This is a genomic window from Cupriavidus sp. GW823-FHT07B10, assembly GCF_058794355.1.
In genome coordinates, this window is the sequence record NZ_JBXAGS010000021.1 from 96,618 (window position 1) to 120,168 (window position 23,551).

Sequence of the window (23,551 nt, forward strand, 5' to 3'; positions counted from 1 at the left end):
CGCATCGCCGTCCCGCCTCCCGCTTTCTCCCGATGACCGATTCCAACGCCAACCGTCCGCCGCGCCTGCCGCGCCGCGAGGTCCATGGTGTGTTGCTGCTCGACAAGCCGCTGGGCCTGTCGTCCAACGACGCGCTGGTGCGCGCCAAGCGCCTCTTGCGCGCGGCCAAGGCCGGCCATACCGGCACGCTGGATCCGCTTGCCACGGGGCTGCTGCCGCTGTGCTTCGGCGAAGCCACCAAGTTTTCGCAGGACCTGCTGGAAGCGGACAAGACGTATGACGCTGTAGTGCGGCTGGGCGCGCGCTCGAGCACGGGCGACGCCGAAGGCGAACTGCTCGACGTGCGCGAGGTCACCTGCGATTGCGCCGCAGTGGAGCAGGCGCTGGCAAGCTTCCTCGGCGAGATCGAACAGGTGCCGCCGATGCATTCGGCGCTGAAGAAGGACGGCCGCCCGCTGTATGAATACGCGCGCGCAGGCCAGACCGTGGAGCGCGCGGCGCGCCGCGTCACCATCCGTTCGATTGCGCTGCTGGAGTGCGCCTTGCCCGAAGCCCCGTCGTTCACGATGCGGGTGACGTGCAGCAAGGGCACCTATATCCGCACGCTGGCCGAGGACATCGGCGAAGCGCTGGGCTGCGGCGCGCACCTGACCGGACTGCGCCGGATCGCCGTGGGCGACCTGACGCTGGACGGCGCGGTGACCCTGGAGCAGATCGAGCAGCGCGACGACTCGCAGCGCCCGGCCATGCTGGCACCTGTGGACGCCTTGCTGCAGAAGTGTGCGCCGGTGCATCTGGACGAGGTCTCCGCAGCGCGCTTCCTGCAGGGCCAGCGCATCGCTCAGCGCGACCTGCCGGCCGACACGGGGCTGGCCGAGGATGCGCTGGCGCGCGTCTATGCCGGCGAACCAGCCCGGCTGCTGGGCGTGGCACGCATGCGCGAAGGCGCGTTGCGGCCGGAGCGGCTGGTCAAGCTGTAAATTGCGTGAGGGGCGTAAATGGCCGCCCCGTCAGCAATTACTCGAGCGTGATCTTGGCCGTCTTGATGACATCGGCCCACATCTTGCGGTCCTGGGCGAGGAACCCGGCGAAATGCTCCGGCGTATCGCCCACGGGCTCGGAGCCGAATTCAGCCATCTTCTTCCTGACTTCCGGGTTCGCCAAGGCCTTGACCAGCGCCTGGTTGTAGCGGACCACGATTGCCTTCGGCAGGTCCTTCGGCCCGAAGATGCCTTGCCAGGTCGGCATGTTGAAGTCCTTCAGTCCGCTCTCGGCAAGCGTCGGCACCTCCGGCAACAGGGGCGAGCGCTTGCTGCCGGTGACTGCCAGCGCCTTGACCTTGCCGGTCTTGGCCAGCGTCGCCGCGGTGGTGATGTTGTCGACCGTCATGGCGATATGCCCGCCCATCAGGTCGGTGATCACCGGGGTGGCACCCTTGTACGGCGCATGGACCATGTCGATGCCAAGACGGTGCAGCATGGTTTCGGCAATCAGGTGATTTGACGTGCCGACGCCGGCGGTGCCGTAGGTGACCTGCGGCGTCTTTTTGACGTAGGCGACGAAGTCGGCCATGGTCTTGACCGGCAGGGCCGGATTGACGATCACGACATTCGGCTGGGTGGCCAGCATGGCGATGGGCGTGAAATCATCCGCCTTGTATGGCGTGCCCTTGGGGTTGAGCACGTGGGTCACCGCCATCGCGCCGGCGGCGCCCATGCCGATGGTGTAGCCGTCGGCCGGGGCCTTGGCCAGCTTGTCGGCGGCGATATTGCCACCCGCACCCGGCACGTTCTCCACCACCACCGGAACCCCCAGGCTTTCCGACAGCGGCGCCTGCACCAGGCGCGCCAGCAGATCGGCCGAGCCGCCGGGCGCAAAGCCCACCAGCAGGCGCACCGGCTTGGCCGGCTTCCACTCCTGCGCCTGCGCGCCCGGGATCACCGCCGCGCCCAGGCTCATCCACATCATGCCGCGTGCCAGCGGCCCCATCCACTTCGCCACCTGTTTCATTGTTACTTCCACTCCAGCAGTGTCATGGGCAATCTGTCAGCGGGCCTGCCCTTACCCGAAAATGGATTCGCTTCGTGCCTGGATTCAGGCCGCGGCACCAGCCAGTACCTGTCCCAGCAGCCTTGCCACCATGCGGTTGGAGAGCAGCACCGGCGCGCCGGCATGGCGCGCCACCTCGGCCCGCATGGCTTCGGTGTAGCCCATGCAGTGCATCACCACCAGGTCGCAGCCGCGCAGCGTCTCGCCCGCCTGCGCGAAGCGATCGGTGCTGGCGTCGGTATAAGGCGAGGCATGGGTGACGCGCAGTTCGCAGGGCACCGGCTGGATCAGGTGGAAGCTGCTTACCTGGGCCTCCAGCGGCAATACGATGCCGAGCCGCTTGCAGCCCTGCGCCAGCGCCACGGTCAGATGGTCCACTACCTGCTGCGGTTCGATGACCAGGGTCCGCATCGGCGGCAGGGCGGTGCCGGTGCACAGCGGCACCAGGGCGTCGAAGCGGCCGTCGTCCAGCGAGGTCATCAGCCGGGCCAGCATGGCCTCGGCCACCGGCTTGCCCATCACCGCCTGCGTGCCGTCACGCAGCCGGCTGGCAAAGCGGTACTCGCCGGGCGCGGGCGCCAGCGCGGCAATATCTTGCGGGCCCAGCGCGTCCAGGATGCCGAACTCTTCCACAGTGGCCGGCAGGCCCAGGTCGGCAATCATCTGCGGGACCACGTCTGTCCTGGGCGCCTGCCCGATGGTGACGAAGGCCACGCGTGGCTGGCGTGCGGCAGGCGTGTTCATGCCTCGGTTCCCACGGTCTGCAGATGGGCCAGCGAGCCATAGCGGCGCTGCAGCTCGGCCCACTCGGCCGCGTCGTAGAAGTCGCACTGGCCCTGGCCGAACTGCTTCGCCACCTCGATGCAGAAGCGCGTCGCCACGTCGATGTCGAAGGCGTTGGTGACGCCGGTTGCGCAGCCTGGCACAGTGGTCTGCGCGGTCAGCGCCACGCCCACCACCGGGGCAGGGGTCACGATGGCCGGCTGCATGATCGAGTTGACGTGCCACAGGCCGTTCTCATACGGCGTGATGTCCTGGGTGGTCAATGGCAACACCATCGGCAGTTCGCCGCTGACCCATCCCATCAGGTCCAGCATCCGCTCCGGCAGGCGCAGCAGCCAGCCTTCTTTGGCCACCGGCGTCAGCGCCACGCCGCGGCGGTTGACAAGGCGGTTGCCGCGCGTGGTGTCGACCGACAGGATCGCCGCCATGCGCGGGTGCACCTCATGCGACATCATCGTGCGCATCGCAAAGGGCGATTTCATCATCGGCACCGGATGATGCGGCCGTGTGGCGGCATGCGGGCAGATATGGGTGTGGATGCGCACCGGGCCGGCCAGCACGTCGCCGGTGGCGGCCATGTCGGCCAGCTTCAGCGCGCTGGCGACGGCCACGATGGCGCCGTCGGCATCGGACACCAGTCCCGTCACGGCCGGGCGTGCACCGACGCCGCCCAGCCGGCCCACCACGCCAAGTGCGGGCGCGTCCGGGTTCTGTCCGGGCACCGTGCAGGCGAGGAAATCGGTGTAGAGGCCGTTCTCTTCCACGCGCGTGACGGTGACATCGTCCAGGCCGCGCGAGCGCAGCAGTGAGGCGACGGCTGCGCCGTCGACATTCGCTGCCGACAGCAGCTCGATCGATTCAATAACCTGCTTGATAGACATCTTGCTTGACTTCCTGGGGCTGGGGTGGGGTTCTGTACGCAGGGACTCAGGCCGGCAAATTCAGCGCGGCAGCGACAGCGCGCCGGGCTGCACGTCGGCAATGTCCGCGCCCCTGAACCAGCGCGCGGGATGGGCGCCGCCCATTTCGAGGCGATCGTCCGAGACCCGCACCCAGTTGCCTTCGGGCAGCCCCAGCACTGGCATGTCGGGCTGCAGCACGGTGAATTCGGCCAGGCGCTGGTCGCGCGTTTCGCCGCGGAAGCCGGGCACGACCAGGTTGAAGTAGTGCGGGTTGATCTGGAAGGGGACCAGCGCCAGCGCGTCCAGGCCGCCCGGGTCGGCCACCGGCATGTCGTTGGTGGTGCTGATGGTCGGGCAGGCCAGGTTGGCGCCGGCGCTCCAGCCGATATAGCGCGCCGCACCGGATCGCACCCGCGCCGAGATCGCCGCCAGCAGGCCGCGCTCGCGCAGGCATTGCAGCAAGCGGAACGTGTTGCCGCCGCCAACGACGATCAGTTCAGCCGCCTCGATGGCGCGCACGGCTGCCGCCGGCTCGGCCTGCCGGTGCAGCGATTGCACCGCGATGCCGACCGGCGCGAAGGCGTCGCGGACCAACGTCTCGTAGGTGTCCCAGTCGCGCGTGACCCCGGCGAACGGGATGAAGCAGGCAGTCTTGCGGCCGGCGGCCAGGTCCCGGATTGCCGCCTGGGCGTGGACCAGGTAGCCGGCGTCGCTGCTGGAGTTGCTGAGTAACAGGAGTTCCATAAGTCGTTGCGGCGAAGTCTAGATAAGTGGGGTGGCGTCGAGCCACAGTGGGTCGCCGATGCGCTGTCCCACGGGTGCCACGGCCTGCACCAGCGTCGCGCGCAGCGCCTGGGCCTGGGCCTGGCTGACCTGCATCGCGGTGAAAGACAGGCACAGCCCACGCACGTCGCCTGAGAGCGGATCTGCCAGCGTGGCGGCCACGGCGCCGATGCCGGGCATGCCTTCATTCACGGCGATGGCGCTGCGCTCGGCGCGGGCCGTCGCCACACGCTCGCGCAGCTCGGCGACCGTGGCGGGACAGCCTGCGGGTGCATCCGGCAGCTTGCGGGTGCCGGCGGCGCCATAGCGCGAGTTGAATTCAGGCTCGGGCAGGCGCGACAGCAGTACCCGGCCCATCGCCGTGGTGAATGCCGGCCGGCGTGCGCCGGGCGGTGACAGCACCTGCACCGGGTTGCTTCCGTTCAGGCGTTGCAGCACGACAGTGTCGGTGCCGTCCAGCATCGACAGGTAGGCGGTGAAGCCGGTGGCATCGGACAACGTGGCCAGGATCTCGCGGCATTGCTCGTCGAAGGGATGCGCCTGCGCAGCTGCCTGCGCTGCGCGGATCAGCAGCGCGCCAGGGCGGTAGCGTCGTGTGGACGGCTGCAGTTCCAGCAGGCGGTAGCGCACCATCTGGGCGAGCAGGCGCGAGGCCGAGCTCTTGGCAAGGCCAAGTTCGTCCAGGACATCGTTAAAAGTGATCTCGTGCCGGTGATGCCCGAACATGTCCAGGACGCTTTCCACGCCTTCAAGAATGCTCACTCCGCCGCTCCATGCTCCACGTCTTCTTACTATGGTTCCATTTTTTGGAACCAAGGTTCCGTAAATTGGTTTGCAAATAATAGAGGCACGAAGACAGGAACACAAGGGGGACATTCCCGGCGCGGCAACGCCGCGGCGAAGCAAAAAAAAACGGCCCCGATCAGGGGCCAAGTTCTTGAAAACCGGAGAGGTGGGGTCAGTGCGCCGCCAACGCATCCGCCGACCCGCCGCCGCCCTTGGCCGGCCGCGTCAGCCAGACAAAGCCGATCAGCACGAAGAACAGCATCCCCGAGATCCAGAAGATATCGTTGGCGCCGAGCATGGCCGCCTGCTGGGTGATATTGCGCTCGATCACGCCGATCGCCTGGGCCTGGCTCATGCCCATCTGCATCAGGTGGTTGAGCTGGTCGTGGTAGGCCGGGTTGTACGGGGTGACCTGTTCCACCAGTTGCGCATGGTGCAGCGCCGTCCGGTTTTCCCAGAGCGTGGTCGAAATCGAAGCGCCGATGGCCCCGAACGTGATCCGGACGAAGTTGGACAGTCCTGACGCCGCCGGAATCCTTTCCGGCGGCTGGCCCGACAGGATGATCGAGGTCAACGGGATGAAGAACATCGCCATGGCTGCGCCCTGGATCAGGGTCGGGATCATCAGCGTGCGGGTGTCCACCTGGGTCGTGAAGCCGGCGCGCATCAGGCTGACGATGCCGAAGGTGATGAACGCGGCCGTGGCCACCCAGCGGGCATCCATTTTCGGCAGGTTCTTGCCAATCAGCGGCGACAGCAGGATCGCAAAGATCCCTACCGGCGCCATCACGATGCCCGCGTCCGTGGCCGTATAGCCGACAATCGTCTGCAGCCACAGCGGCAGGATCACCAGGTTGCCGAAGAACAGCCCGTATGCCACGGAGATGGCGACCACGCCGGCGCTGAAGTTGCGGCCCTTGAACAGGCTGATATCGACGACCGGGTGCTTCTCATGGCTTTCCCAGATCAGGAAGAACAGGAAACCGACAATCGCCACCAGCGTCAGCACCACGATCTCGGTCGAGTGGAACCAGTCCAGTTCCTTGCCCTTGTCGAGCATCAGCTGCATCGAGCCCACCCAGATCACCAGCAGCGCCAGGCCGATGCGGTCGATCGGCAGCACCCTGGTCGGGGTTTCGCGGTCCTTGTAGATGGCCCAGGTGACATAGGCCGTGACGATGCCCACCGGCACGTTGATGTAGAAGATCCACGGCCAGGTCATGTTGTCCGAGATCCAGCCGCCCAGCAGCGGGCCCATGATCGGCGCCACCAGCGTGGTCATGCCCCACAGTGCCAGTGCCATGGTGCTCTTCTGCGGCGGATAGCTCGACAGCAGCAGCGACTGCGACAGCGGGATCATCGGCCCGGCCACCGCGCCCTGCAGGACCCGTGCGGCCAGCAGCGTCTCGAGGTTGGGAGCGACGCCGCACAGCCACGATGCCAGCACGAACAGCAGGATCGAGGTGATGAACAGCCGCACCGCGCCGAAGCGCGTGGTCAGCCAGCCGGTCAGCGGCACCGAGATCGCATTGGCCACCGCAAACGAGGTGATGACCCATGTGCCCTGGTTGGGCGCCACGCCCAGGTCGCCTGAAATCGCCGGGATCGATACGTTGGCGATCGACGAGTCCAGCACGTTCATGAACGTGGCCAGTGACAGCGCGATGGTGCCGACCACCAGCTTGCCGCCGGTCAGCGGCTGCGGCTGCTGCGGTGCCAGCGGCCGGACGGGCCGCGCCGGCGCCTGGCTGCCGCCGGACTGCGCGGCGGAGGGGGAGATGGCCATGGTCAGGTGTTGGCGGGCTTGGCGTTGGCGGCGCTGGCCGAGGGCAGGCCGGTGCTGCGGCCGCCGTTGTTGGCGGCGATGATGCGCGCGATCAGCTGGTCGGCGTCCTGCGCAACCTTGTCGTAGACATCGGTCTGCATCGGCTTGGCCGGCGCGGCAGGGGCCATGGCGGCGCCTTCCTCGCGGCGCACGTCGACCTTGACGGTCATCGACAGGCCCACGCGCAGCGGGTGGTCCTTGAGCTGCTGCGGGTCAAGCGCGATGCGCACCGGCAGGCGCTGCACCACCTTGATCCAGTTGCCGGTGGCGTTCTGCGCCGGCAGCAGCGAGAAGGCCGAGCCGGTACCTGCCGAGAAGCCTGCGACCTTGCCCTGGTATTCCACCTTGGAGCCGTACACGTCGGCTTCCAGCGTCACCGGCTGGCCGATGCGCATATGCGTGATCTGCACTTCCTTGAAGTTGGCGTCGACCCAGACCTGGTCCAGCGGCACCACGGCCATCAGCGGCGCGCCGGCGGCCACGCGCTGGCCGACCTGCACCGAGCGCTTGGCAACGTAGCCGGTGACCGGCGCCGGCATGGCCGAGCGCGCGAACGACAGGTAGGCCGAGCGCAGGCTGGCGGCGGCGCGCTGCACGTTGGGGTGCTTCTCCACCGTGGTCTGGTCGGTCAGCACCTTGTTCGACGCCAGCTGCTCGCGCGCGGCCAGCAGCGCCGACTCCGCACCCTTGAGCGCGGACTGCGCATGCGAGATCTCTTCATTCGAGACCGCGCCCGAGCCGGCGATGGCCTGGCGGCGGCGCAGGTCGTCGCGGGCCTTGGCCACGTCGGCTTCGCGCAGCGCCACGTTGGCGGCGAGCGAGCCGTTGTTGACGTACAGCGTGCGCACTTCGCGCACGGCCTGTGCCAGCTGGGCCTCGGCCTGTTCCAGTGCCACTTGCGAATCGGCGCGGTCAAGCTGGATCAGCGGCTGGCCGGCGGTGACCAGTTGCGTGTCGTCGGCGGAGATCGACACCACGGTGCCGCCCACCAGCGGCGTGACCTGGACCACGTTGCCGGCGACATAGGCGTCGTCGGTGTTTTCAAAGTGGCGGGCGTACATGCCCCAGTAAACGCCATAGCCGATGCCGGCGACCACGATTGCCGCGGTCAGCGACAGCAGCATGCGCTTGCGCTTGCCGTTGTTGTTGGTGGTGGCCGGCGCTTGCTGGGCAGGGTGCTGGGGGGCGTTGGTGCCGGCCGCTTGCTGGTTGTTGCTCATGATGTCTTCTGAATAATCTTGTCTTCGATCACTGGGTGCGCGGATCAGCCGCGGGCGCCCGCCTGGGTGTTGTGCTGTTGCTGCGCCGGTCCGTGGCCCGCGCTCTCGTGGCCTTCCGCTGGCTCCTCGTAGCCGCCGCCGAGCGCCTTCATCAGGCCCATCTGCAGGTCCAGCCGGCGCGCCTGCAGGTCGGTCGCCAGGCGGCGCTGCTGCAGCACATTGCTCTCGGCGTTCAGCACGGTCAGCTGCGTGCCCAGGCCGGCCTTGTAGCGGGTGGTGGCCAGCGCATAGGCGTGCTCGGCCAGGTCCAGCGCTTCGCGCTGGGTCTGGATCTGCTTGTCGACGCTGCGGATGCTGGTCATGGTGTCGGCGGTCTCGCGCAGCGCATCGACCAGGGCCTGGTTGTAGTTGGCCACGGCGATGTCGTAGCCGGCGTACTTGCCCTTCAGGTTGGCGCGCAGCTTGCCGCCTTCGAAGATCGGCAGGCGGATGGTCGGGCCGATGCCGAAGGTGCGGCTGACGCCCATCAGCAGGTTGGACGGATCCAGCGCGGCCAGGCCGGCAAAGGCGGTCAGGCTGACGTCAGGCAGGAACTCTTTCTTGGCGACACTGATGTCCTTGGACGCCGCCTCCACGCGCCAGCGTGCCGCCACCAGGTCCGGCCGGCGGCCCAGCAGGCCGATGGTCAGGTTGTCGGGCAGCGTCGGCGTGGCCTGCGCCAGCAGCACCGGGCGCTGGATCTGCAGGCCGCGGTCCGGGCCCTTGCCCAGCAGCGCTGCAAGCTGGTTGCGCGCCAGGGCGATTTCCTCGTCGACGCGCTGCAGGTCGGTGCGCGAAGCAGCCACCGTGCCGCGCGCCTGCGTGGTCTCGACCTGGGTGTCGAGGCCGGCGGCCAGGCGCTGGCGCGACAGCTCGGTCAGGTCGCTGCGCTGGGCGATGGCGCGCTCTGCCACGTCGTGCTGGGCATACAGCGCAGCCAGGCGGGCGTAGTTGCGGGCGATCGAGGTGGCCAGGATCAGGCGCGAGGCCTGGCTTTCCGCCTCGGCGGCGCGGTCGTCGGAGAGCGCGGCTTCGAGCGCGTCGCGGTTCTTGCCCCAGAAATCGAAGTCATAGGACAGGCCCACCTGCAGGCGCGACTGGTTCTGCCACGATCCCGCCAGCGGGGTGCCTTCGAACAGGTCTTTCTCGGAGAAGCGCTGGCGGATCAGGCTGCCTTCGAACTCAAGGTGCGGATAGAGCGCGCTGCGGGTGGCATCGGCCATGGCGCGCGAGGCTTCCACGCGGGCGAACGCGGCCTGCAGGCTCGGGTTGTCCTTGACCGCCTCATCGACCAGGGCGCTCAGCTGGGGGTCCTTGAACTGCGCGACCCAATCCTGCGAGGGCCACTGGCCATGCTCGTCGGGCAAGGTCTGCGAGGTGGCCATCGTGGCCGGGTCGGCCACGGTCTGCGTGCTGTGCGAATTGCCAAGGGCCGCGCAGCCGGCCAGCACCGCCACGGCCACGGCGGTCAGCGCCAGTGTGCCGGCGCGGCGCACGAGCGCGCTTGTGCGGGCTGGCTGGGAGGCTTGGGGAGTGAGAGCTGGTTTCATGATGACGCTCCGTTGCCGGAGCCATGCTGTTTTTTTCTACGGGCTGTTGCGGGGTCCGGTTGACCGGACGTTCTGGCTTGCCGGAAGCTGGCAGGCACGCCCGCTACCCGCTGTTGTTTTCGATGATCCGGCGCAGCATGCTGCGCAGCAGTTGGATCTCATCCTCGGAAAAACCGCGGAAGTGGTGGGCAAGTACCTTGCAGAAGATGGCGGGCAGCCGTTCCACCAGTTCCTGGCCCTGTGGCGTGACCGACAGGTCGACCACGCGGCGGTCGGCGTCGCGGCGCCGGCGTTCGATCAGCCCGCGCTTTTCCATGCGGCTGAGCAGGCGCGTGACCGAGCCCATGTCGGTATTCAGTTCGCGGCCCAGGTCGGTGACGGTCGAGGCGCGGCCGGTCGCCAGCATCATCAGGCAGCTGGCTTGTGCCTGCGTGATGTCCAGGCTGCTGACTTCCTGCTCGACCCCGTGCGCCAGCATGTTCCTGGCGCGCTGCATCAGGTAGCCGACGCTGTCGCACATCTGGTACTGGGCGGGATCGAACAGGCCGGCCGTGGATTCGGCTGGTTGATCGGAGGAAGGGAGCCGTGACATCTTTGCCTTTGCAATCTTTGCTGAGGCAAATATATGTTCACGTTTAACGATAAGCAAGAACGGAAATTGGTTATTCCACTTTTCGCAATGATATTCATTCGGTAAGTGGCGGTTCCGATCAACGCGTCTTGCGCTGCAACATGCTAGAATGTTGGGTTACCTCAGATTCTCCAAAGCGAGACGCAGCAATGACCCGCGCCATCCGAAATATCGCCATCATCGCCCACGTCGATCATGGCAAGACCACCCTGGTCGACCAGCTCCTGCGCCAGGCAGGCACCTTCCGCGACAACCAGCAAGTCGCCGAGCGGGTGATGGACTCGAACGACCTGGAAAAGGAACGCGGGATCACGATTCTCGCGAAGAACTGTGCTGTCGAGTACAACGGCACCCATATCAATATCGTCGACACCCCGGGCCACGCCGACTTCGGCGGTGAAGTGGAGCGCGTGCTGTCGATGGTCGACGGCGTGCTGCTGCTGGTCGACGCGGTCGAGGGCCCGATGCCCCAGACCCGCTTCGTCACGCGCAAGGCGCTGGCGCTGGGCCTGAAGCCGATCGTGGTGGTCAACAAGATCGACCGCCCGGGCGCGCGCCCGGACTGGGTCATCAACCAGACCTTCGACCTGTTCGACAAGCTGGGCGCCACCGACGAGCAGCTCGACTTCCCGGTGATCTACGCCTCGGGCCTGAACGGCTTTGCCGGCCTGACCGAAGACGTGCGCGACGGCGACATGAAGCCGCTGTTCGAGACCGTGCTGGACAAGGTGCCGGTGCGTGACGACGATCGGGACGGCCCCCTGCAGCTGCAGATCATCTCGCTGGACTACTCCAGCTACGTCGGCAAGATCGGCGTGGGCCGCATTTCGCGTGGCCGCGCCCGTCCGCTGCAGGACGTGGTGGTCAAGTTCGGCCCGGAAGGCAACCCGATCAAGGGCCGCATCAACCAGGTGCTGAAGTTCCAGGGCCTGGAGCGCGAGATCGTGTCCGAGGCCGAAGCCGGCGACATCGTGCTGATCAACGGCATCGAAGAACTGGGTATCGGCTGCACCGTGTGCGCGCCGGAGGCCCAGGACGCGCTGCCGATGCTGAAGGTGGACGAGCCGACGCTGACCATGAACTTCTGCGTCAACACCTCGCCGCTGGCCGGCCGTGAAGGCAAATTCGTGACCAGCCGCCAGCTGCGCGAGCGCCTGGACCGCGAACTGAAGTCCAACGTGGCGCTGCGCGTGGCCGATACCGGCGACGACACCATCTTTGAAGTGTCTGGCCGCGGTGAACTGCACCTGACCATCCTGCTGGAAAACATGCGCCGCGAAGGCTACGAGCTGGCCGTGTCGCGTCCGCGCGTGGTGTTCAAGGAAATCGACGGCGTCAAGTGCGAGCCGTACGAACTGCTGACCGTGGACGTCGAAGACAGCCACCAGGGCGGCGTGATGGAAGAGCTGGGCCGCCGCAAGGGCGAACTGCTCGACATGGCGTCGGACGGCAAGGGCCGTACCCGCCTGGAATACCGCATCCCGGCCCGTGGCCTGATCGGTTTCCAGGGCGAGTTCATGACGCTGACGCGCGGCACCGGCCTGATCAGCCATATCTTCGACGACTACGCGCCGGTGCGCGAGGGCGGCCTGGGCGAGCGCCACAACGGCGTGCTGATCTCGCAGGACGACGGCGACGCCGTGGCTTACGCGCTGTGGAAGCTGCAGGACCGCGGCCGCATGTTCGTCAAGCCGGGCGATGCGCTGTACGAAGGCATGATCATCGGCATCCACAGCCGCGACAACGACCTGGTGGTCAACCCGATCAAGGGCAAGCAGCTGACCAACGTTCGTGCTTCGGGTACAGACGAAGCCGTGCGCCTGGTGCCGCCGATCCAGATGTCGCTCGAATATGCGGTGGAATTCATCGCCGACGACGAACTGGTCGAGCTCACGCCCAAGAGCATCCGCCTGCGCAAGCGCCACCTGAAGGAGCACGAGCGCAAGCGTGCTTCCCGCGAAGGCGCATAAGCGCTGACGCCGGCAATAAAAGAACCGCGCCCCGAAGGCGCGGTTTTTTATTGCGTGCCGGGCAGCGGCTCCAGTGCCGGTGCGCGCGGGCTGCGCCACTCGGGCGGCTTCCACAGGTAGCGCAGGTCGCGGTCGCGCCAGGCATCGGCGAACATGTCACGCCATTCGTGGAAGGTCAGCGTCAGCGGGTTATGGGTGCGCACCTGGCGGGTGATGCCGTACACCGGGGCCTCATGCTCGGGGGCGAAGGTGCCGAACAGGCGGTCCCAGATCGTCAGCACACCGGCGTAGTTGCGGTCGATGTACTGCGGGTTCTTCGCATGGTGGACGCGATGGACCGATGGCGTATTCAGTAGCGACTCGATCAGCTGCCAGCGTTGCCCCAGCCGCGTATGCACGAAGAACTGGAAGGCCAGGTTCACGCCGACCGCCAGGATCACCCAGTCCGGCGTGAAGCCGATCCATGCCAGCGGAATCCAGAACAGCCACATGCCTGAGAGCGGATACGTCAGGCTCTGCCGGAACGCCGTCGAGAAATTCATGCCTTCCGACGAATGGTGCGTCACGTGCGAAGCCCACAGCCAGCGCACGCGGTGGCTGGCGCGGTGGAACCAGTAATAGAGAAAGTCCTGCAGCAGCAATAGCAGCGCGAATGACCACAGGGTCTCGGGCATGGCGCGCAGGCCGTGCTGGTAGCACCAGGTATAGACCGTGCGGATCATCAGCCAGAGGAAGAACGAATCCGAGGCCTGGTGCATCAGCGCCAGCGCTGCGTTGGATACGGTGTCGCGCAGGCTGTAGACGGTCGGGTCGCGGCGGGCCCAGTACCAGGCCTCGGCGCCGATGGTCAGCAGGAACACTGGCGCAAAGGCCAGCAGCACCAGTCCGGGATCGAGCGATTCAGTGTTCATGCCGCCAGTTTGCATATTCCGCATGGAATTGCCACGAGGGGTTCCTCCAAACGGCGCTGCGCGGGGTCTCGCGGCGCATCCGCCACATGGTGGATTGCTGTACTGCCACGCAATTCTGTCACGCGTGTGAAGGTGGTGAATACCGGTAAAGGACGCAGCCAGCGTGCCGTAGTTGAACAGGGCGGCGGCGCGGCTCGCGCTCCCGATTTCCCCGATTCCTCTTCCCCCGGAGCCTTCATGTTCAAGAACACTACCATCGGAGCCAGATTGTGGTTCCTCACCATCGTCACAAACTTGTTGTTGTTGATTGTCGGCGCAGTGGGTTGGCTCGGCATGTCGCGCAGCAACGAGGCGACGCACCAGATCTATGGGCAGCAGCTGTCGGCCGCGGTCAACCTGGCCGAAGCGCGTTCGAACCAGCTGCTGGTGCGCGTACTGCTGGACCAGGCGACCTTCGCCACGGACCCCGCCGATGCCAAGGCGCGCGCCGCGACCGCGGAAGGCTTTGCGCGCGATTCAGAGAAGGCCTGGCAGGCCTATCTCGCCTTGCCGCGCTCGGCTGACGAAGCCAGGGCGGTGGAGGATGTCACCGCCAGGCGCGATGCGCTCTTCAAGCAGGGTGTCGCGCCGATGATCACTGCGCTGCATGCCGGCGACCGCGATGGCGTGATGAAGGCCGTGCTCGAAACCATCCCGCAGCTCGACATCGCCTTCACCGCCGTCAATGCCGAACTGAACAAGCTGCAGGTGGCCAGCGCCAAGCAGGTCTACGAGGCATCGCAGCAACGCTATCGCAACCTGTTCGCGCTGTCGGCATGCGTGCTGGCAGTGGGCCTGGCATTCAGCACCGTGGTGGCATGGCGCCTGCGCCGTTCGATCGTGCAGCCGCTGGATACTGCGATCGGGCGTTTCGAGAAGATCGCGGGTGGCGACCTGAGCGTCGCCGCTTCCGGCGGCGAGGTGCTGGCCGATGAGTCGGCGCGCAACGAGACCGCGCGCATGCTCGGCATGCTGGGACGGATGCAGGCCAGCCTGGTGGCCATGGTGGGCGACGTGCGTGGCGGCGCGGACTCGATTGCCTCGGCCAGCAAGCAGATCGCCAGCGGCAACGCCGACCTGTCGCAGCGTACCGAGCAGCAGGCGGCCTCGCTGGAAGAGACCGCCTCCAGCATGGAGGAACTGACCAGTACCGTGCGCCAGAATGCCGACAGCGCGCGCGAGGCCCGCGGGCTGGCAACGGATGCAGCGAGCCTGGCCGAGCGCGGCAGCGAGGCCGTGCTGCGCGTGGTCAACGTCATGCAATCGATCGATGCCAGCTCGGGCAAGATCGTCGACATCATCGACGTGATCGAGAAGGTTGCGTTCCAGACCAATATCCTGGCGCTGAACGCGGCCGTGGAAGCCGCGCGTGCCGGCGAGCACGGCCGGGGGTTTGCCGTGGTGGCTGGCGATGTGCGCGACCTGGCGCAGCGCTGCGCCGGCGCATCGAAGGAGATCCGCGCGCTGATCGGCGCCTCGGTGGCCAATGTGCGTGAGGGCTCGGGGCTGGTCGATGACGCCGGCCGGGCGATGCAGGACATCGTCGACGCGGTGCAGCGTGTCAGCGCCATCATCGGCGATATCAGCGCGGCCTCGGACGAGCAGTCCAACGGCATCGAGCAGGTCAACGTGGCGGTGTCGCAGATGGACAGCATGACGCAGCAGAATGCGGCGCTGGTGGAGCAGGCGGCCGCCGCGGCGGCATCGCTCGAAGACCAGGCGCAGCGCCTGACCTCGCTGGTGGCGACGTTCCGGCTGGCCTGACGGTGCCGGGCGCATGCGCAGTGACTGCACATGCGCAGCAAGCTGCCCACAGGGGTGCGCTTGCCGATGCGACTGGCGTAAAATCGCGAGTTGCATTGGAGGAGTACGACATGACTGAATTCGTCACGACCGAGGTCCGCGGTGGCATCGGATACCTGACGCTGAACCGCCCGCAGGCGCTCAACGCCCTGTCGCTCGACATGATCCGCGCCATCACCCAGGCGCTGCAGACCTGGGCCGCCGCACCCGAGGTGGCGGCCGTGGTGGTTGCCGGTGCCGGCGGCAAGGCCTTCTGCGCCGGGGGCGATATCCGCTATTTCCACAAGGCTGCGCACGAAGGCGATCCGCTGCTCGACCAGTTCTTTGTCGAAGAATACGCGCTGAACTTCCTGATCCACCGCTATGCCAAGCCCTATATCGCACTGATGGACGGCGTGGTGATGGGCGGCGGCATGGGCATCTCGCAAGGGGCGCGGCTGCGCCTGGTCACCGATCGCACCAAGATGGCGATGCCGGAAACCAATATCGGCCTGTTCCCGGATGTGGGCGGCGGCTGGTTCCTGGCGCGCACGCCGGGCCGCATCGGCGAGTACCTGGGGCTGACCGGCACCGTGATCCATGCCGCCGACGCACTCTACGCCGGGCTGGCCGACGCCTATCTGCCGGGCAACCGGCTGGCCGAGCTGGTCGATTCGCTGCGCACGCAGCAGTTTGCCAGCGGCGACGCCGTGCTGGCGCACATCGAAGGCTTTACCGCTGCGCACCGCGATGACTGCGTGCCGGCGCAAAGCACGCTGGCCGGGTTGTCGGCGCAGATCGACAGCCTGTTCGCGGGCAACACCATGCCGGACATCCTCGCCGCCGTCAGCGACGCCCCGGGCGACTGGGCCGCGCAGACCGCCGCCATGCTGCGCAGCCGCTCGCCACTGATGCTGTGCGTGACGCTGGAGCAGATCCGCCGTGCGCGCAGCATGTCGCTCGAAGACGAGCTGCGCATGGAACTGGACATGATGCATTACGTGTTCCGCAACGGCGACGGTGTCGAGGGCATCCGCGCACTGGCTGTCGACAAGGACCACAAGCCGCGCTGGCAGCATGCGCGGCTTGATGATGTCAGCCGCGAGAAGGTGCTGTCGTTCTTCGACAGCCCGTGGCGCGCCGAGGAACATCCGCTGGCGTCGCTCGGCAAGACTGCCTGACATCCGCTGCGCAGGGCGTAACGGCGCCGACTCGGGTAGAGTGACGGCTGGACCGGCGCACGCGGCCAGGCCAACCCTGGCCGCGTGCGCCGTCCGCGTCATTCCGTCCACACAGTCAAAGGAGCCGCAATGAGTAATCCTCGTGATGTCGTTGTACTGGTGGGAAGCCTGCGCAAGGAGTCATACAACCGCAAACTGGCCAAGGCGCTGATCGCGCTGGCGCCGCAGCAACTCAAGCTGGAGATTGTCGAGATCGGCGAGCTGCAGCTGTACAACCAGGACCTGGACGACAAACCTACCCAGGCCTGGACCACGTTCCGCGACCGCGTCCGCCGCGCCGACGCCGTGTTGTTCGTGACCCCGGAATACAACCGCTCCGTGCCCGCGCCGCTAAAGAACGCCATCGACGTGGGCTCGCGGCCCTACGGCAGCAGCGTCTGGGACGGCAAGCCTGGCGCCGTCATCAGCGCTTCGCCCGGCGCCATCGGTGGCTTCGGTGCCAACCAGCACCTGCGCCAGTCGATGGTGTTCCTCAATGTCCCGATGCTGCAGCAGCCTGAGGCGTATATCAGCGGCGTCGACAAGCTGTTTGATGAGCAGGGCGGGATCGCCAATGAATCGACCAAGGGCTTTCTCGGCAAATTTCTGACGACGTTTGCAGGCTGGATCGAGCGGACTGCGCCGCGGTGATACTGCGGGGGCCGGGCGCTGTGAACCTCGACGCGGTAGCCTGTAACCGCGGTTTGGGGGGACGTGTCAGGTTACGAAGGCGTGCGCATCCGCCCCGGCTCCTGTCAGCGAACGTTCAGAGGTCGAGTCGAGAACCATCGAGTGCCATCCATGCCCAGAGGAGAAGCACCGGCATCCCGGCCAGCCAGCGCAGCCAAATGCTGCGGTTCATGCCAGCAACGCCCAAATTCCAAGTGAGCAACCAAGCAGGAGTGCGAAGCACGACAGCAGGTAGTTCGCCTGTGATTGATATGCCCACATCGCCGCAGATGGTCCTTGGCCGCCGAACGGATAGTTCTCAGGGCCTGTCCAGGCTCCCCATATCTCTACCAGCATCAGCATGGCGACGAGACCGAGGATGCTGGAACCGACAGCCTTAATAGCGAACTTCCAGTTCCATGTCTTTGGCATAGTACAAAAACTCCTTGGCAAAGGAATTCATTGAACTGGTGAGGTCGATGCAACCTGCAGAGCCAGGGTAGCTTCCGCCGTGGATCGTGAAATTGCTTCGGCCAAACACGTTTGTCCCCGGGCGTGGCTGCAACCCAATGCGCCGGGTTCCCCAGGCTGTCGTACAGCCCGGCCATCGCCCGGCCTTGATGTTGATGAGCCTGAGAGTGCAGGCAGCTCTGTTGAAGATGCTTGTATCTTCCCAGCGTTGAAAATCATCCTGCCGCGCGGTGGTGCGGGGCCCCCTGTCAGGGGCGGGCGCGCACGTTCCCATTTGCACGCAGAGGGCTTCGGGAATCAATCAGCGCAGATCCGAATGTGCATGTTATCTGTGCTGCACGTCTTCTATTTCTTGTGGCATTCAATGGCCGTGCTGACCTAGCCCAGTTAAGCCGTGCACGCGGAGTGATGCCAAGGAGCCGTTTCAGCATCGCGAGTGCACCTGTGTTGCTTCGATCGATCTCGATCTGCCCTCGATGGTAAACTCAAGCGCTTCCGCTCATCAGCGAGCTTGCCGTTTCCCGGCAGGCTGATGAGGCAGTTTTTGAGTTTTTCTAAGTAGGAATATCGGTCCAGGCGGATCGTTGTGAAATGATTGATTATCAAGGGAAGATCGCTGCTGCAAGCCCGCGCCGGGTGTCCGTGGCCCCGATGATGGACTGGACCGACCGCCATTGCCGCATGTTCCACCGCCAGCTCAGTCGCCACACCTGGCTGTACACCGAGATGGTGACCACCGGCGCGCTGCTGCATGGCGACGTCCCGCGCCATCTGGATTTCGATGCGGCCGAACACCCGGTCGCGCTGCAGTTGGGCGGCAGCGAGCCGGCAGATCTTGCCATGGCGGCCAAGCTGGGGCAGCAGTGGGGCTATGCGGAAGTCAACCTGAACTGCGGCTGCCCGTCCGAGCGCGTGCAGCGCGGGGCCTTCGGCGCGTGCCTGATGGCCGAGCCGCAACTGGTGGCCGACTGCGTCAAGGCGATGCGCGATGCGGTGGATATCCCGGTCACCGTCAAGCATCGCATCGGCATCGACAAGATTGAGCACTACGATTTTGTTCGTGATTTCGTCGGCCGGGTGGCCGAGGCGGGTTGCGGCACGTTTATCGTCCACGCGCGCAATGCGATCCTGAAGGGCCTGAGCCCGAAAGAAAACCGTGAGATTCCGCCGCTGCGCTATGAGGTGGCGTACCAGCTGAAGCAGGAGTTTCCTGAGCTGGAGATCCTGATCAACGGTGGCATCGTCAGCTATGACGAGATGGCGGCCCACCTCGAGCACGTCGATGGCGTGATGATCGGTCGCGAGGCATACCATCAGCCCTATGTATTGGCCGAAATGGATGCGCGCTTCTATGGCGATGCGCGTGCGCCGGCGCCGTCGCGGCTCGATGTCGAGCTGGCGATGCAGCGCTATATCGGCGACCTGGTGGAGCGGGGTGGCTATATGGGCGCGGTCACGCGCCACATGCTTGGCCTGCATCGTGGCATCGCGGGTGGGCGTGGCTGGCGCCGCGTGCTGTCGGATGCCAAGCGCATGAATGCGGCACGCACGCGAGCCGATGTGGATGCACTGTTCGAAGAGGCGCGCGCGCACTTGCGGCCGCAGGCACAAGAGCCTCTGGCCGCGTAAGCGAGCGTGGGCTGCGCGCGCTCTGCCGAGGCCGCGCTCTAACTCCGAATCGTGAAAATGTGCATGGCTGCGCGGGTGTACCGCGCGCCGCACTTGCAATGCCTGATCGCCCGGAAACCGGCGCCAGGAAAGGGATTCCCCTAATTCGCTGAGGCAGGGCACTTTCATACACTGTGCCTGCCCTCGAATACAGGGCTTTCTTCAACTGATTATTAGCCCGCTTCGGCGGGCTTTTTTTTCGTCGCCGTACTCTTGTTGCTACGCCAGGCTTGTTGCTCTTCGTTTACCCGAATGGTGCATTCCCAGGATGACAGTTACAGTGCAACCGCCTTCAGGGCATTTGAGATCGCTAAATTTAAGAGTCCGCGCTGCGGACTCTTTTTTTGCGCGCTCGCTTTGCTTGCGCCGACGAGGGGATTAGACGGTTGTCCCCGTAAAGAGTTCCATCGGTCACGCCAGCCGGCTAGCGCGTATGGCTGATGCCTACGTCCAGCGTGCCGTACGTCGTGATGCTCGATTCCCTGCCGTCGACCCCGCCGCCAGCGCATCCGCCGAGCAAGGCCGCCAATGCCGTCAGCGCAAGAATCCGCGCTGGCCATCTACACTTGATTTGCATTCCCGTTTCCTGCCGTTCGTAGACGTGTCGATTTTGTCGATGACGTCGATTGGGCTCTCAGATGCTCGTGAGGTTCCTTCGCCAGGTGCTGGCGCCACGACAATGAGAAGGCAGGGTGGCCAAAAAGAGGCAGGCGGCCCGATGGGGCGGGCCGCCTGACGGGAAGGTCGAGGGGGGTCAATGTCCCTCAGGCACAAGTATCGCTTCGCGCATTTGCGGCATGAACCCTGCAGAGGTAGGGGCTGTGCACAGCATATTTCCGCGAGCGAATCAGCGGCAGGCGCGAAGGTGCCAGCGCGCCGGGCGGGCGCCCTGGTCGGCGGCCGTGATACGATCCCTCGCATAGCCCCAGGCGAGACAAGGCATGGCATGCGGACCGAGCCGGCAGGGGGAGCAGCGTGGAAAAAGAAAACGTGGAAAACGAAGCGCCGTTCGGCGTTGTCTATGAAGACTTCAGGGTGATCTGGGTTGCCGAGCAACTGCAGGACGGCAAATGGACGGCACGCTACTGCTGGCATCCCGGCACTTCGGAAGCTGCTGGCAAGGCGTTGCAGGAAGCCGTGCTGAACGGCAAGTCGCGCCGCCTGTTGGGGCAGTTCGATACCGAAGCGGAGACCGTCGAAGCCATCAAGCAGGCAGTGCTGCTTGAAGCAAAGTGGAGCCCGTCCAGAACCTGAGCTTTTCTCTCAAAAAAATTGTGCGGAATACTAGCCATTCCGGCAAACTGTTTGTATAATCTTGGTTTTCGTCGATCAGCAACGTAACGCGCTGATGACCTCTACGGTGGCTGTAGCTCAGTTGGTAGAGTCCAGGATTGTGATTCCTGTCGTCGTGGGTTCGAGTCCCATCAGCCACCCCAAATTTTCTTTCGCATCAAGGCCTTACGGGCTTTCTAACCGTCCCATGATGCGGAATTTCCCACGGAAATGGGAATTTCCCCACGGCGCCACTGGCGCCGTTTCTGTTTTCTGCTCCCTTATTCTGTTGCTGCTGCCCGTTTGACCTTGCGCCGATCGTAGTGACGGTGGGTGGTCGATGGGTTGGCGTGCGCCGCGAAGTCGTAGGCGTCGGCGGACCTGCGCTCGAGCTTCGTGGTGATCGCTGCGGGGCGGATGTCCATGGCGGCGAAGTGGACCTCGTATGCCTTCAGGGTTGTCATGCTGCCTCCCTAGCGGCGAGCATGGCGTCGGCCTCGATGTAGCGGAGGCGGGCACGCGCATCAGCCCAGAAGATCGCGTTGGCTAGCGGGTGGGCGGCGTAGTCAGGCATGGCGCGGCCGAGCAGTTGCTCCGCATAGCGGACGCCGATTTCATCGCCAACGACAACCTTCGCGGCGAAGTAGTCGCGAAGGGTCATGCCGCCAACTATCTCGTTCGGGTAGTCCCTGTTGAACGACGTGGGAAATGCCGAGCCGCCGTTGTCGATGTCGGTACTCACCCGCCGCCGCATGCCGACGCGCCAGGACATCGCCCTGGTGCAGAACACGCAAGCCGACATCCTGGATCTCTGGTCGCGCGGCCTGGCCGAGCGCGACAAGGGCATTCAGGACCGGGCGGCAGCCTGGCTGCATAGCTGGAACGAAAAGAACCCGGAATCACCCATCCTGATCAACGGGCGCCAGTTGCAGAGCCGCGTCAAGCAGATGGCGACGCCGAGCGCAGATCGGATGTTGAAAGGGGCGCCGAAGGGTCTGCGCGGCCGGCTGGCCGGCGAGTTCGCTGCTGGCCGCCGCGAAGGAGGGGAGTGATGAAGCGCTACTTCTGAAACGTGCTGATCGCCGTCGACCAACTCGCCAACGCGCTAGCCGCCGGCGACCCAGACGAGACGATCAGGCGTTTCTTCCCAGCAAGCATGCCGGCGCTATTCTTCGTCGCGCTCTGGATTGGTTCCATCGACCCGGCTCAAGTACCGGTGCATTGTCCCGTCTAGCCTGTGAACGTAGAGATCGACGCGTTCGGCACAGGCGGCTGTCCAGCCGGCATGGACGGCGTCCGCTTTTGTAGTGAACGGGACATTCGGACTGCCGTCTCGACAGATGTCCCAATGGCCGAGATGCGGCATGATGTGAACGTGTCGCATTTTGGGACCCCCGCATCAGTATGCAATTCGAGTCTAGGGCCTACACATGAGCAATCAATGTTGGACAGATGCTCAATCGGGCCTGTCTGGCAAAAGAAAAGCCCTCGACCAGGGTGGCGAGGGCCCGAAGTGGAGGCAGGCGTGTCGCAGGACCGCCCGCTTAGAATCCAACTGAGGGCATGACCTTAATCGGCATCACGGATGCAAGTGAGCGCGCTCGCGTCGCAATCGCGAAAATCGATCTCACTTGGCTCGTTTTCCACGCCATGGATCGTGAGGACGGCATCCTGCGCCATTGCCATTTGAACGCCTGCGGCAATCGCTGCGCCGCGGGAGGGATAGGTTACACGCGTGCCGCTTGGATCATCGGTTTCTACGGCCCATCGGGATTCTTCGGTCAGCACAACCTGGACGGTATTGACAGACATTAATGCACCTCCTTGGTTGGGGCATCTTCGTTGTAGGCGCGATGAGTCGAACTCGATGTCGGGCAACCTCCTACCTTCGTGGATGGAGATGGCAAATAGCTGGTCAGAGGCGCATTCGTGTCAGGAAAGCGCGCTATACGTTGTGCAAAACCGCCGATCCGTGCAAAAAAGCCCTCGGTCGGGTCGAGAGATCGAAGGGAGGGTGTATTCGAGCCGTTGGCAGGCGCCGGTGCCAACATGGCGTTCCTGTTCTCAGAGGCCTATGCCTAACTCAGTCTTCTGCACGCTAACCGCGATGAAGCGCCACGTTTCTCACCTACCCGGCCACCCAGAACTCCCCGTGCACGGCGCGCGCTATTACTTCGCGCTGGTTGCTGGGCTGATCATTCTGGGCGGGCTGTACCTCGCCGTCGCAGTGTAGCGAGCTCGATGCATTGCAGTCAAAGCGCAGGAACAAGCGGTCCCACGCCTGTCGTGGATGTCCCGGTTGCCTCTGCAGTTTGGGGCGATGCTCAGCGGGAGCGAAAAATGCAAGCGATATTCGCCAGAGGCTACACGCAACGGCCCGTGATAGTCGTGGCCCGAGAATACGCGGTTGACGGTATTCAAGTTGACGTGGGAGATCTAGTGACCGTTCGCGTCCTTGATCAGGATGTCGAGTTTGGCATCCGCCTATCCGGTCCCGGGGACGGCGTGGACAGCTGGCGGGGCACGATTTTTCATATTGCGCGCGGTGAAGAGGCGCTTACGTATGCAGAAGGGCTTGAGCTTGACGACATCGTGGATGTCTCGCGCGCGGAGATGGCCGAGATCATTAAGCACAACGACGATTCCCGATCTGTTTCGGCTCGCTCGATCCCGGATGGCGGCGTGGTGTAAGCCATGACGCCGGCGGTCTCCGGCACGCTTTAGATCACTGCTTCTTTCCGCCAGATCTCGGCCACAGTGGTCATCCCCTCCTTGCTCCGCCATGCAAAAATCATGCAAAAAAGCCGCGTACAAGGCGGGCTACGGAAAGTTTGCGCCGGTGGTGGTCGGGTATGTCTCGGGGGTTGCTGCAGGCGAGGGGCGCCGTTTGCGGGCCAAAAATTGGGTTCATCGCCGATCTGCGTGACCGTTTAGAAACAAAAAGGGCCAACAAGCCCACCACTGTTATCTTGGAGTTGCGA

Annotated in this window: 25 protein-coding genes and 1 tRNA gene; 10 read left to right on the top strand and 16 right to left on the bottom strand. The window is 65.1% G+C overall.

All coding sequences use genetic code 11. The features are described from left to right. The first annotated feature begins 32 nt into the window (after positions 1-32). Complete coding sequence (gene truB, locus AC1Q6V_RS29800; protein ID WP_439670726.1) at positions 33-980, top strand: tRNA pseudouridine(55) synthase TruB; 948 nt, start codon at positions 33-35, stop codon at positions 978-980. A 37-nt stretch (positions 981-1,017) separates the two neighbouring features. Here truB and AC1Q6V_RS29805 read toward each other — a convergent pair whose 3' ends face one another. The 9 genes from AC1Q6V_RS29805 to AC1Q6V_RS29845 form a co-directional block, all read right to left on the bottom strand. After that, a complete protein-coding gene (locus AC1Q6V_RS29805; protein ID WP_439668031.1) occupies positions 1,018-2,010 on the bottom strand; it encodes a Bug family tripartite tricarboxylate transporter substrate binding protein in 993 nt (330 codons plus the stop codon). Between the two features lie 84 nt (positions 2,011-2,094). Further along, entirely contained in the window at positions 2,095-2,793 is a 699-nt protein-coding gene (locus AC1Q6V_RS29810) for an AroM family protein (RefSeq protein WP_010809487.1), read from the bottom strand. Beyond that, positions 2,790-3,713: a DUF1177 domain-containing protein gene (locus AC1Q6V_RS29815; RefSeq protein WP_058697172.1), complete on the bottom strand. Its 924-nt coding sequence runs from the start codon at positions 3,711-3,713 to the stop codon at positions 2,790-2,792. The genes AC1Q6V_RS29810 and AC1Q6V_RS29815 overlap by 4 nt, the downstream gene beginning before the upstream one ends. A gap of 60 nt (positions 3,714-3,773) precedes the next feature. Next, the gene (gene pepE / locus AC1Q6V_RS29820; RefSeq protein ID WP_010809489.1) at positions 3,774-4,478 is read right to left on the bottom strand and encodes a dipeptidase PepE; all 705 of its coding nucleotides are present in this window, start codon (positions 4,476-4,478) and stop codon (positions 3,774-3,776) included. Between the two features lie 18 nt (positions 4,479-4,496). Beyond that, entirely contained in the window at positions 4,497-5,279 is a 783-nt protein-coding gene (locus AC1Q6V_RS29825; protein WP_011615600.1) for an IclR family transcriptional regulator, read from the bottom strand. Positions 5,280-5,475: 196 nt separating this feature from the next. After that, positions 5,476-7,089 carry a DHA2 family efflux MFS transporter permease subunit gene (locus tag AC1Q6V_RS29830; RefSeq protein ID WP_011615599.1) on the bottom strand — a complete coding sequence of 538 codons (1,614 nt, stop codon included), beginning with the start codon at positions 7,087-7,089 and terminating at the stop codon, positions 5,476-5,478. Positions 7,090-7,091: 2 nt separating this feature from the next. Then, a complete protein-coding gene (locus AC1Q6V_RS29835; RefSeq protein ID WP_011615598.1) occupies positions 7,092-8,348 on the bottom strand; it encodes an HlyD family secretion protein in 1,257 nt (418 codons plus the stop codon). Between the two features lie 44 nt (positions 8,349-8,392). Beyond that, positions 8,393-9,937, bottom strand: coding sequence for an AdeC/AdeK/OprM family multidrug efflux complex outer membrane factor (locus AC1Q6V_RS29840; protein WP_011615597.1), 1,545 nt, complete (start codon positions 9,935-9,937; stop codon positions 8,393-8,395). 103 nt (positions 9,938-10,040) lie between these two features. Beyond that, positions 10,041-10,529 carry a MarR family winged helix-turn-helix transcriptional regulator gene (locus AC1Q6V_RS29845; RefSeq protein ID WP_010809494.1) on the bottom strand — a complete coding sequence of 163 codons (489 nt, stop codon included), beginning with the start codon at positions 10,527-10,529 and terminating at the stop codon, positions 10,041-10,043. A 188-nt stretch (positions 10,530-10,717) separates the two neighbouring features. Between AC1Q6V_RS29845 and typA the strand changes: the two genes are divergently transcribed. Further along, positions 10,718-12,538 carry a translational GTPase TypA gene (gene typA / locus AC1Q6V_RS29850; protein ID WP_010809495.1) on the top strand — a complete coding sequence of 607 codons (1,821 nt, stop codon included), beginning with the start codon at positions 10,718-10,720 and terminating at the stop codon, positions 12,536-12,538. A 47-nt stretch (positions 12,539-12,585) separates the two neighbouring features. Here typA and AC1Q6V_RS29855 read toward each other — a convergent pair whose 3' ends face one another. Then, a complete protein-coding gene (locus AC1Q6V_RS29855) occupies positions 12,586-13,449 on the bottom strand; it encodes a sterol desaturase family protein (protein ID WP_454750829.1) in 864 nt (287 codons plus the stop codon). A 237-nt stretch (positions 13,450-13,686) separates the two neighbouring features. Here AC1Q6V_RS29855 and AC1Q6V_RS29860 point away from each other — a divergent pair, with 237 nt between their 5' ends. From AC1Q6V_RS29860 to AC1Q6V_RS29870, 3 genes are all read left to right on the top strand, one after another. Continuing rightward, positions 13,687-15,252 carry a methyl-accepting chemotaxis protein gene (locus tag AC1Q6V_RS29860; protein ID WP_058697169.1) on the top strand — a complete coding sequence of 522 codons (1,566 nt, stop codon included), beginning with the start codon at positions 13,687-13,689 and terminating at the stop codon, positions 15,250-15,252. A gap of 110 nt (positions 15,253-15,362) precedes the next feature. Next, on the top strand, positions 15,363-16,451 hold the full coding sequence (locus tag AC1Q6V_RS29865; protein WP_010809498.1) for an enoyl-CoA hydratase/isomerase family protein: 1,089 nt from the start codon (positions 15,363-15,365) through the stop codon (positions 16,449-16,451). A gap of 129 nt (positions 16,452-16,580) precedes the next feature. Beyond that, a complete protein-coding gene (locus AC1Q6V_RS29870) occupies positions 16,581-17,141 on the top strand; it encodes an NADPH-dependent FMN reductase (RefSeq protein WP_010809499.1) in 561 nt (186 codons plus the stop codon). Positions 17,142-17,348: 207 nt separating this feature from the next. On the opposite strand, the gene AC1Q6V_RS29875 is transcribed toward AC1Q6V_RS29870, so the two are convergent. Further along, positions 17,349-17,591, bottom strand: a complete 243-nt coding sequence (locus AC1Q6V_RS29875; RefSeq protein WP_439670722.1) for a hypothetical protein — start codon at positions 17,589-17,591, stop codon at positions 17,349-17,351. A 630-nt stretch (positions 17,592-18,221) separates the two neighbouring features. On the opposite strand from AC1Q6V_RS29875, the gene dusA reads away from it, so the two are divergent. The 3 genes from dusA (at position 18,222) to AC1Q6V_RS29890 (ending at position 20,734) form a co-directional block, all read left to right on the top strand. Further along, positions 18,222-19,259, top strand: a complete 1,038-nt coding sequence (gene dusA, locus AC1Q6V_RS29880) for a tRNA dihydrouridine(20/20a) synthase DusA (protein WP_454750828.1) — start codon at positions 18,222-18,224, stop codon at positions 19,257-19,259. Positions 19,260-20,273: 1,014 nt separating this feature from the next. Beyond that, positions 20,274-20,552, top strand: coding sequence for a hypothetical protein (locus tag AC1Q6V_RS29885; RefSeq protein WP_011615592.1), 279 nt, complete (start codon positions 20,274-20,276; stop codon positions 20,550-20,552). A 106-nt stretch (positions 20,553-20,658) separates the two neighbouring features. After that, positions 20,659-20,734, top strand: a tRNA-His gene (locus AC1Q6V_RS29890). Between the two features lie 117 nt (positions 20,735-20,851). Here the strand turns inward: AC1Q6V_RS29890 and AC1Q6V_RS29895 are convergent. Beyond that, positions 20,852-21,034 carry a hypothetical protein gene (locus AC1Q6V_RS29895; protein WP_010809504.1) on the bottom strand — a complete coding sequence of 61 codons (183 nt, stop codon included), beginning with the start codon at positions 21,032-21,034 and terminating at the stop codon, positions 20,852-20,854. Further along, on the bottom strand, positions 21,031-21,231 hold the full coding sequence (locus tag AC1Q6V_RS29900) for a hypothetical protein (RefSeq protein WP_492316425.1): 201 nt from the start codon (positions 21,229-21,231) through the stop codon (positions 21,031-21,033). Before AC1Q6V_RS29900 ends, AC1Q6V_RS29895 begins: the two co-directional genes overlap by 4 nt. Before the next feature lie 31 nt (positions 21,232-21,262). Between AC1Q6V_RS29900 and AC1Q6V_RS29905 the strand changes: the two genes are divergently transcribed. Beyond that, positions 21,263-21,622, top strand: a complete 360-nt coding sequence (locus AC1Q6V_RS29905; protein ID WP_492316426.1) for a hypothetical protein — start codon at positions 21,263-21,265, stop codon at positions 21,620-21,622. A 113-nt stretch (positions 21,623-21,735) separates the two neighbouring features. On the opposite strand, the gene AC1Q6V_RS29910 is transcribed toward AC1Q6V_RS29905, so the two are convergent. Both AC1Q6V_RS29910 and AC1Q6V_RS29915 read right to left on the bottom strand, forming a co-directional pair. Next, positions 21,736-21,954, bottom strand: a complete 219-nt coding sequence (locus tag AC1Q6V_RS29910) for a DUF2188 domain-containing protein (RefSeq protein ID WP_492316427.1) — start codon at positions 21,952-21,954, stop codon at positions 21,736-21,738. 185 nt (positions 21,955-22,139) lie between these two features. Next, entirely contained in the window at positions 22,140-22,382 is a 243-nt protein-coding gene (locus tag AC1Q6V_RS29915) for a DUF2188 domain-containing protein (RefSeq protein WP_011615591.1), read from the bottom strand. Positions 22,383-22,910: 528 nt separating this feature from the next. Between AC1Q6V_RS29915 and AC1Q6V_RS29920 the strand changes: the two genes are divergently transcribed. Further along, entirely contained in the window at positions 22,911-23,261 is a 351-nt protein-coding gene (locus AC1Q6V_RS29920) for a hypothetical protein (protein WP_011615590.1), read from the top strand. A 100-nt stretch (positions 23,262-23,361) separates the two neighbouring features. On the opposite strand, the gene AC1Q6V_RS29925 is transcribed toward AC1Q6V_RS29920, so the two are convergent. Then, on the bottom strand, positions 23,362-23,551 hold a 190-nt coding region (locus AC1Q6V_RS29925), incomplete at its 5' end, for a hypothetical protein (protein WP_492316428.1).

Bases quoted from the DNA above. Each gene is read 5' to 3' on its own strand.
- AC1Q6V_RS29895 (WP_010809504.1), bottom strand. From the start codon at position 21,034: ATGACAACCCTGAAGGCATACGAGGTCCACTTCGCCGCCATGGACATC.
- dusA (WP_454750828.1), top strand. From the start codon at position 18,222: ATGATTGATTATCAAGGGAAGATCGCTGCTGCAAGCCCGCGCCGGGTG.
- pepE (WP_010809489.1), bottom strand. From the start codon at position 4,478: ATGGAACTCCTGTTACTCAGCAACTCCAGCAGCGACGCCGGCTACCTG.
- AC1Q6V_RS29860 (WP_058697169.1), top strand. From the start codon at position 13,687: ATGTTCAAGAACACTACCATCGGAGCCAGATTGTGGTTCCTCACCATC.
- AC1Q6V_RS29835 (WP_011615598.1), bottom strand. From the start codon at position 8,348: ATGAGCAACAACCAGCAAGCGGCCGGCACCAACGCCCCCCAGCACCCT.
- AC1Q6V_RS29875 (WP_439670722.1), bottom strand. From the start codon at position 17,591: ATGCCAAAGACATGGAACTGGAAGTTCGCTATTAAGGCTGTCGGTTCC.
- AC1Q6V_RS29900 (WP_492316425.1), bottom strand. From the start codon at position 21,231: ATGACCCTTCGCGACTACTTCGCCGCGAAGGTTGTCGTTGGCGATGAA.
- AC1Q6V_RS29865 (WP_010809498.1), top strand. From the start codon at position 15,363: ATGACTGAATTCGTCACGACCGAGGTCCGCGGTGGCATCGGATACCTG.
- AC1Q6V_RS29920 (WP_011615590.1), top strand. From the start codon at position 22,911: ATGCAAGCGATATTCGCCAGAGGCTACACGCAACGGCCCGTGATAGTC.
- AC1Q6V_RS29845 (WP_010809494.1), bottom strand. From the start codon at position 10,529: ATGTCACGGCTCCCTTCCTCCGATCAACCAGCCGAATCCACGGCCGGC.
- AC1Q6V_RS29855 (WP_454750829.1), bottom strand. From the start codon at position 13,449: ATGAACACTGAATCGCTCGATCCCGGACTGGTGCTGCTGGCCTTTGCG.
- AC1Q6V_RS29870 (WP_010809499.1), top strand. From the start codon at position 16,581: ATGAGTAATCCTCGTGATGTCGTTGTACTGGTGGGAAGCCTGCGCAAG.
- AC1Q6V_RS29815 (WP_058697172.1), bottom strand. From the start codon at position 3,713: ATGTCTATCAAGCAGGTTATTGAATCGATCGAGCTGCTGTCGGCAGCG.
- truB (WP_439670726.1), top strand. From the start codon at position 33: ATGACCGATTCCAACGCCAACCGTCCGCCGCGCCTGCCGCGCCGCGAG.
- AC1Q6V_RS29805 (WP_439668031.1), bottom strand. From the start codon at position 2,010: ATGAAACAGGTGGCGAAGTGGATGGGGCCGCTGGCACGCGGCATGATG.
- typA (WP_010809495.1), top strand. From the start codon at position 10,718: ATGACCCGCGCCATCCGAAATATCGCCATCATCGCCCACGTCGATCAT.
- AC1Q6V_RS29910 (WP_492316427.1), bottom strand. From the start codon at position 21,954: ATGCGACACGTTCACATCATGCCGCATCTCGGCCATTGGGACATCTGT.
- AC1Q6V_RS29840 (WP_011615597.1), bottom strand. From the start codon at position 9,937: ATGAAACCAGCTCTCACTCCCCAAGCCTCCCAGCCAGCCCGCACAAGC.
- AC1Q6V_RS29830 (WP_011615599.1), bottom strand. From the start codon at position 7,089: ATGGCCATCTCCCCCTCCGCCGCGCAGTCCGGCGGCAGCCAGGCGCCG.
- AC1Q6V_RS29915 (WP_011615591.1), bottom strand. From the start codon at position 22,382: ATGTCTGTCAATACCGTCCAGGTTGTGCTGACCGAAGAATCCCGATGG.
- AC1Q6V_RS29810 (WP_010809487.1), bottom strand. From the start codon at position 2,793: ATGAACACGCCTGCCGCACGCCAGCCACGCGTGGCCTTCGTCACCATC.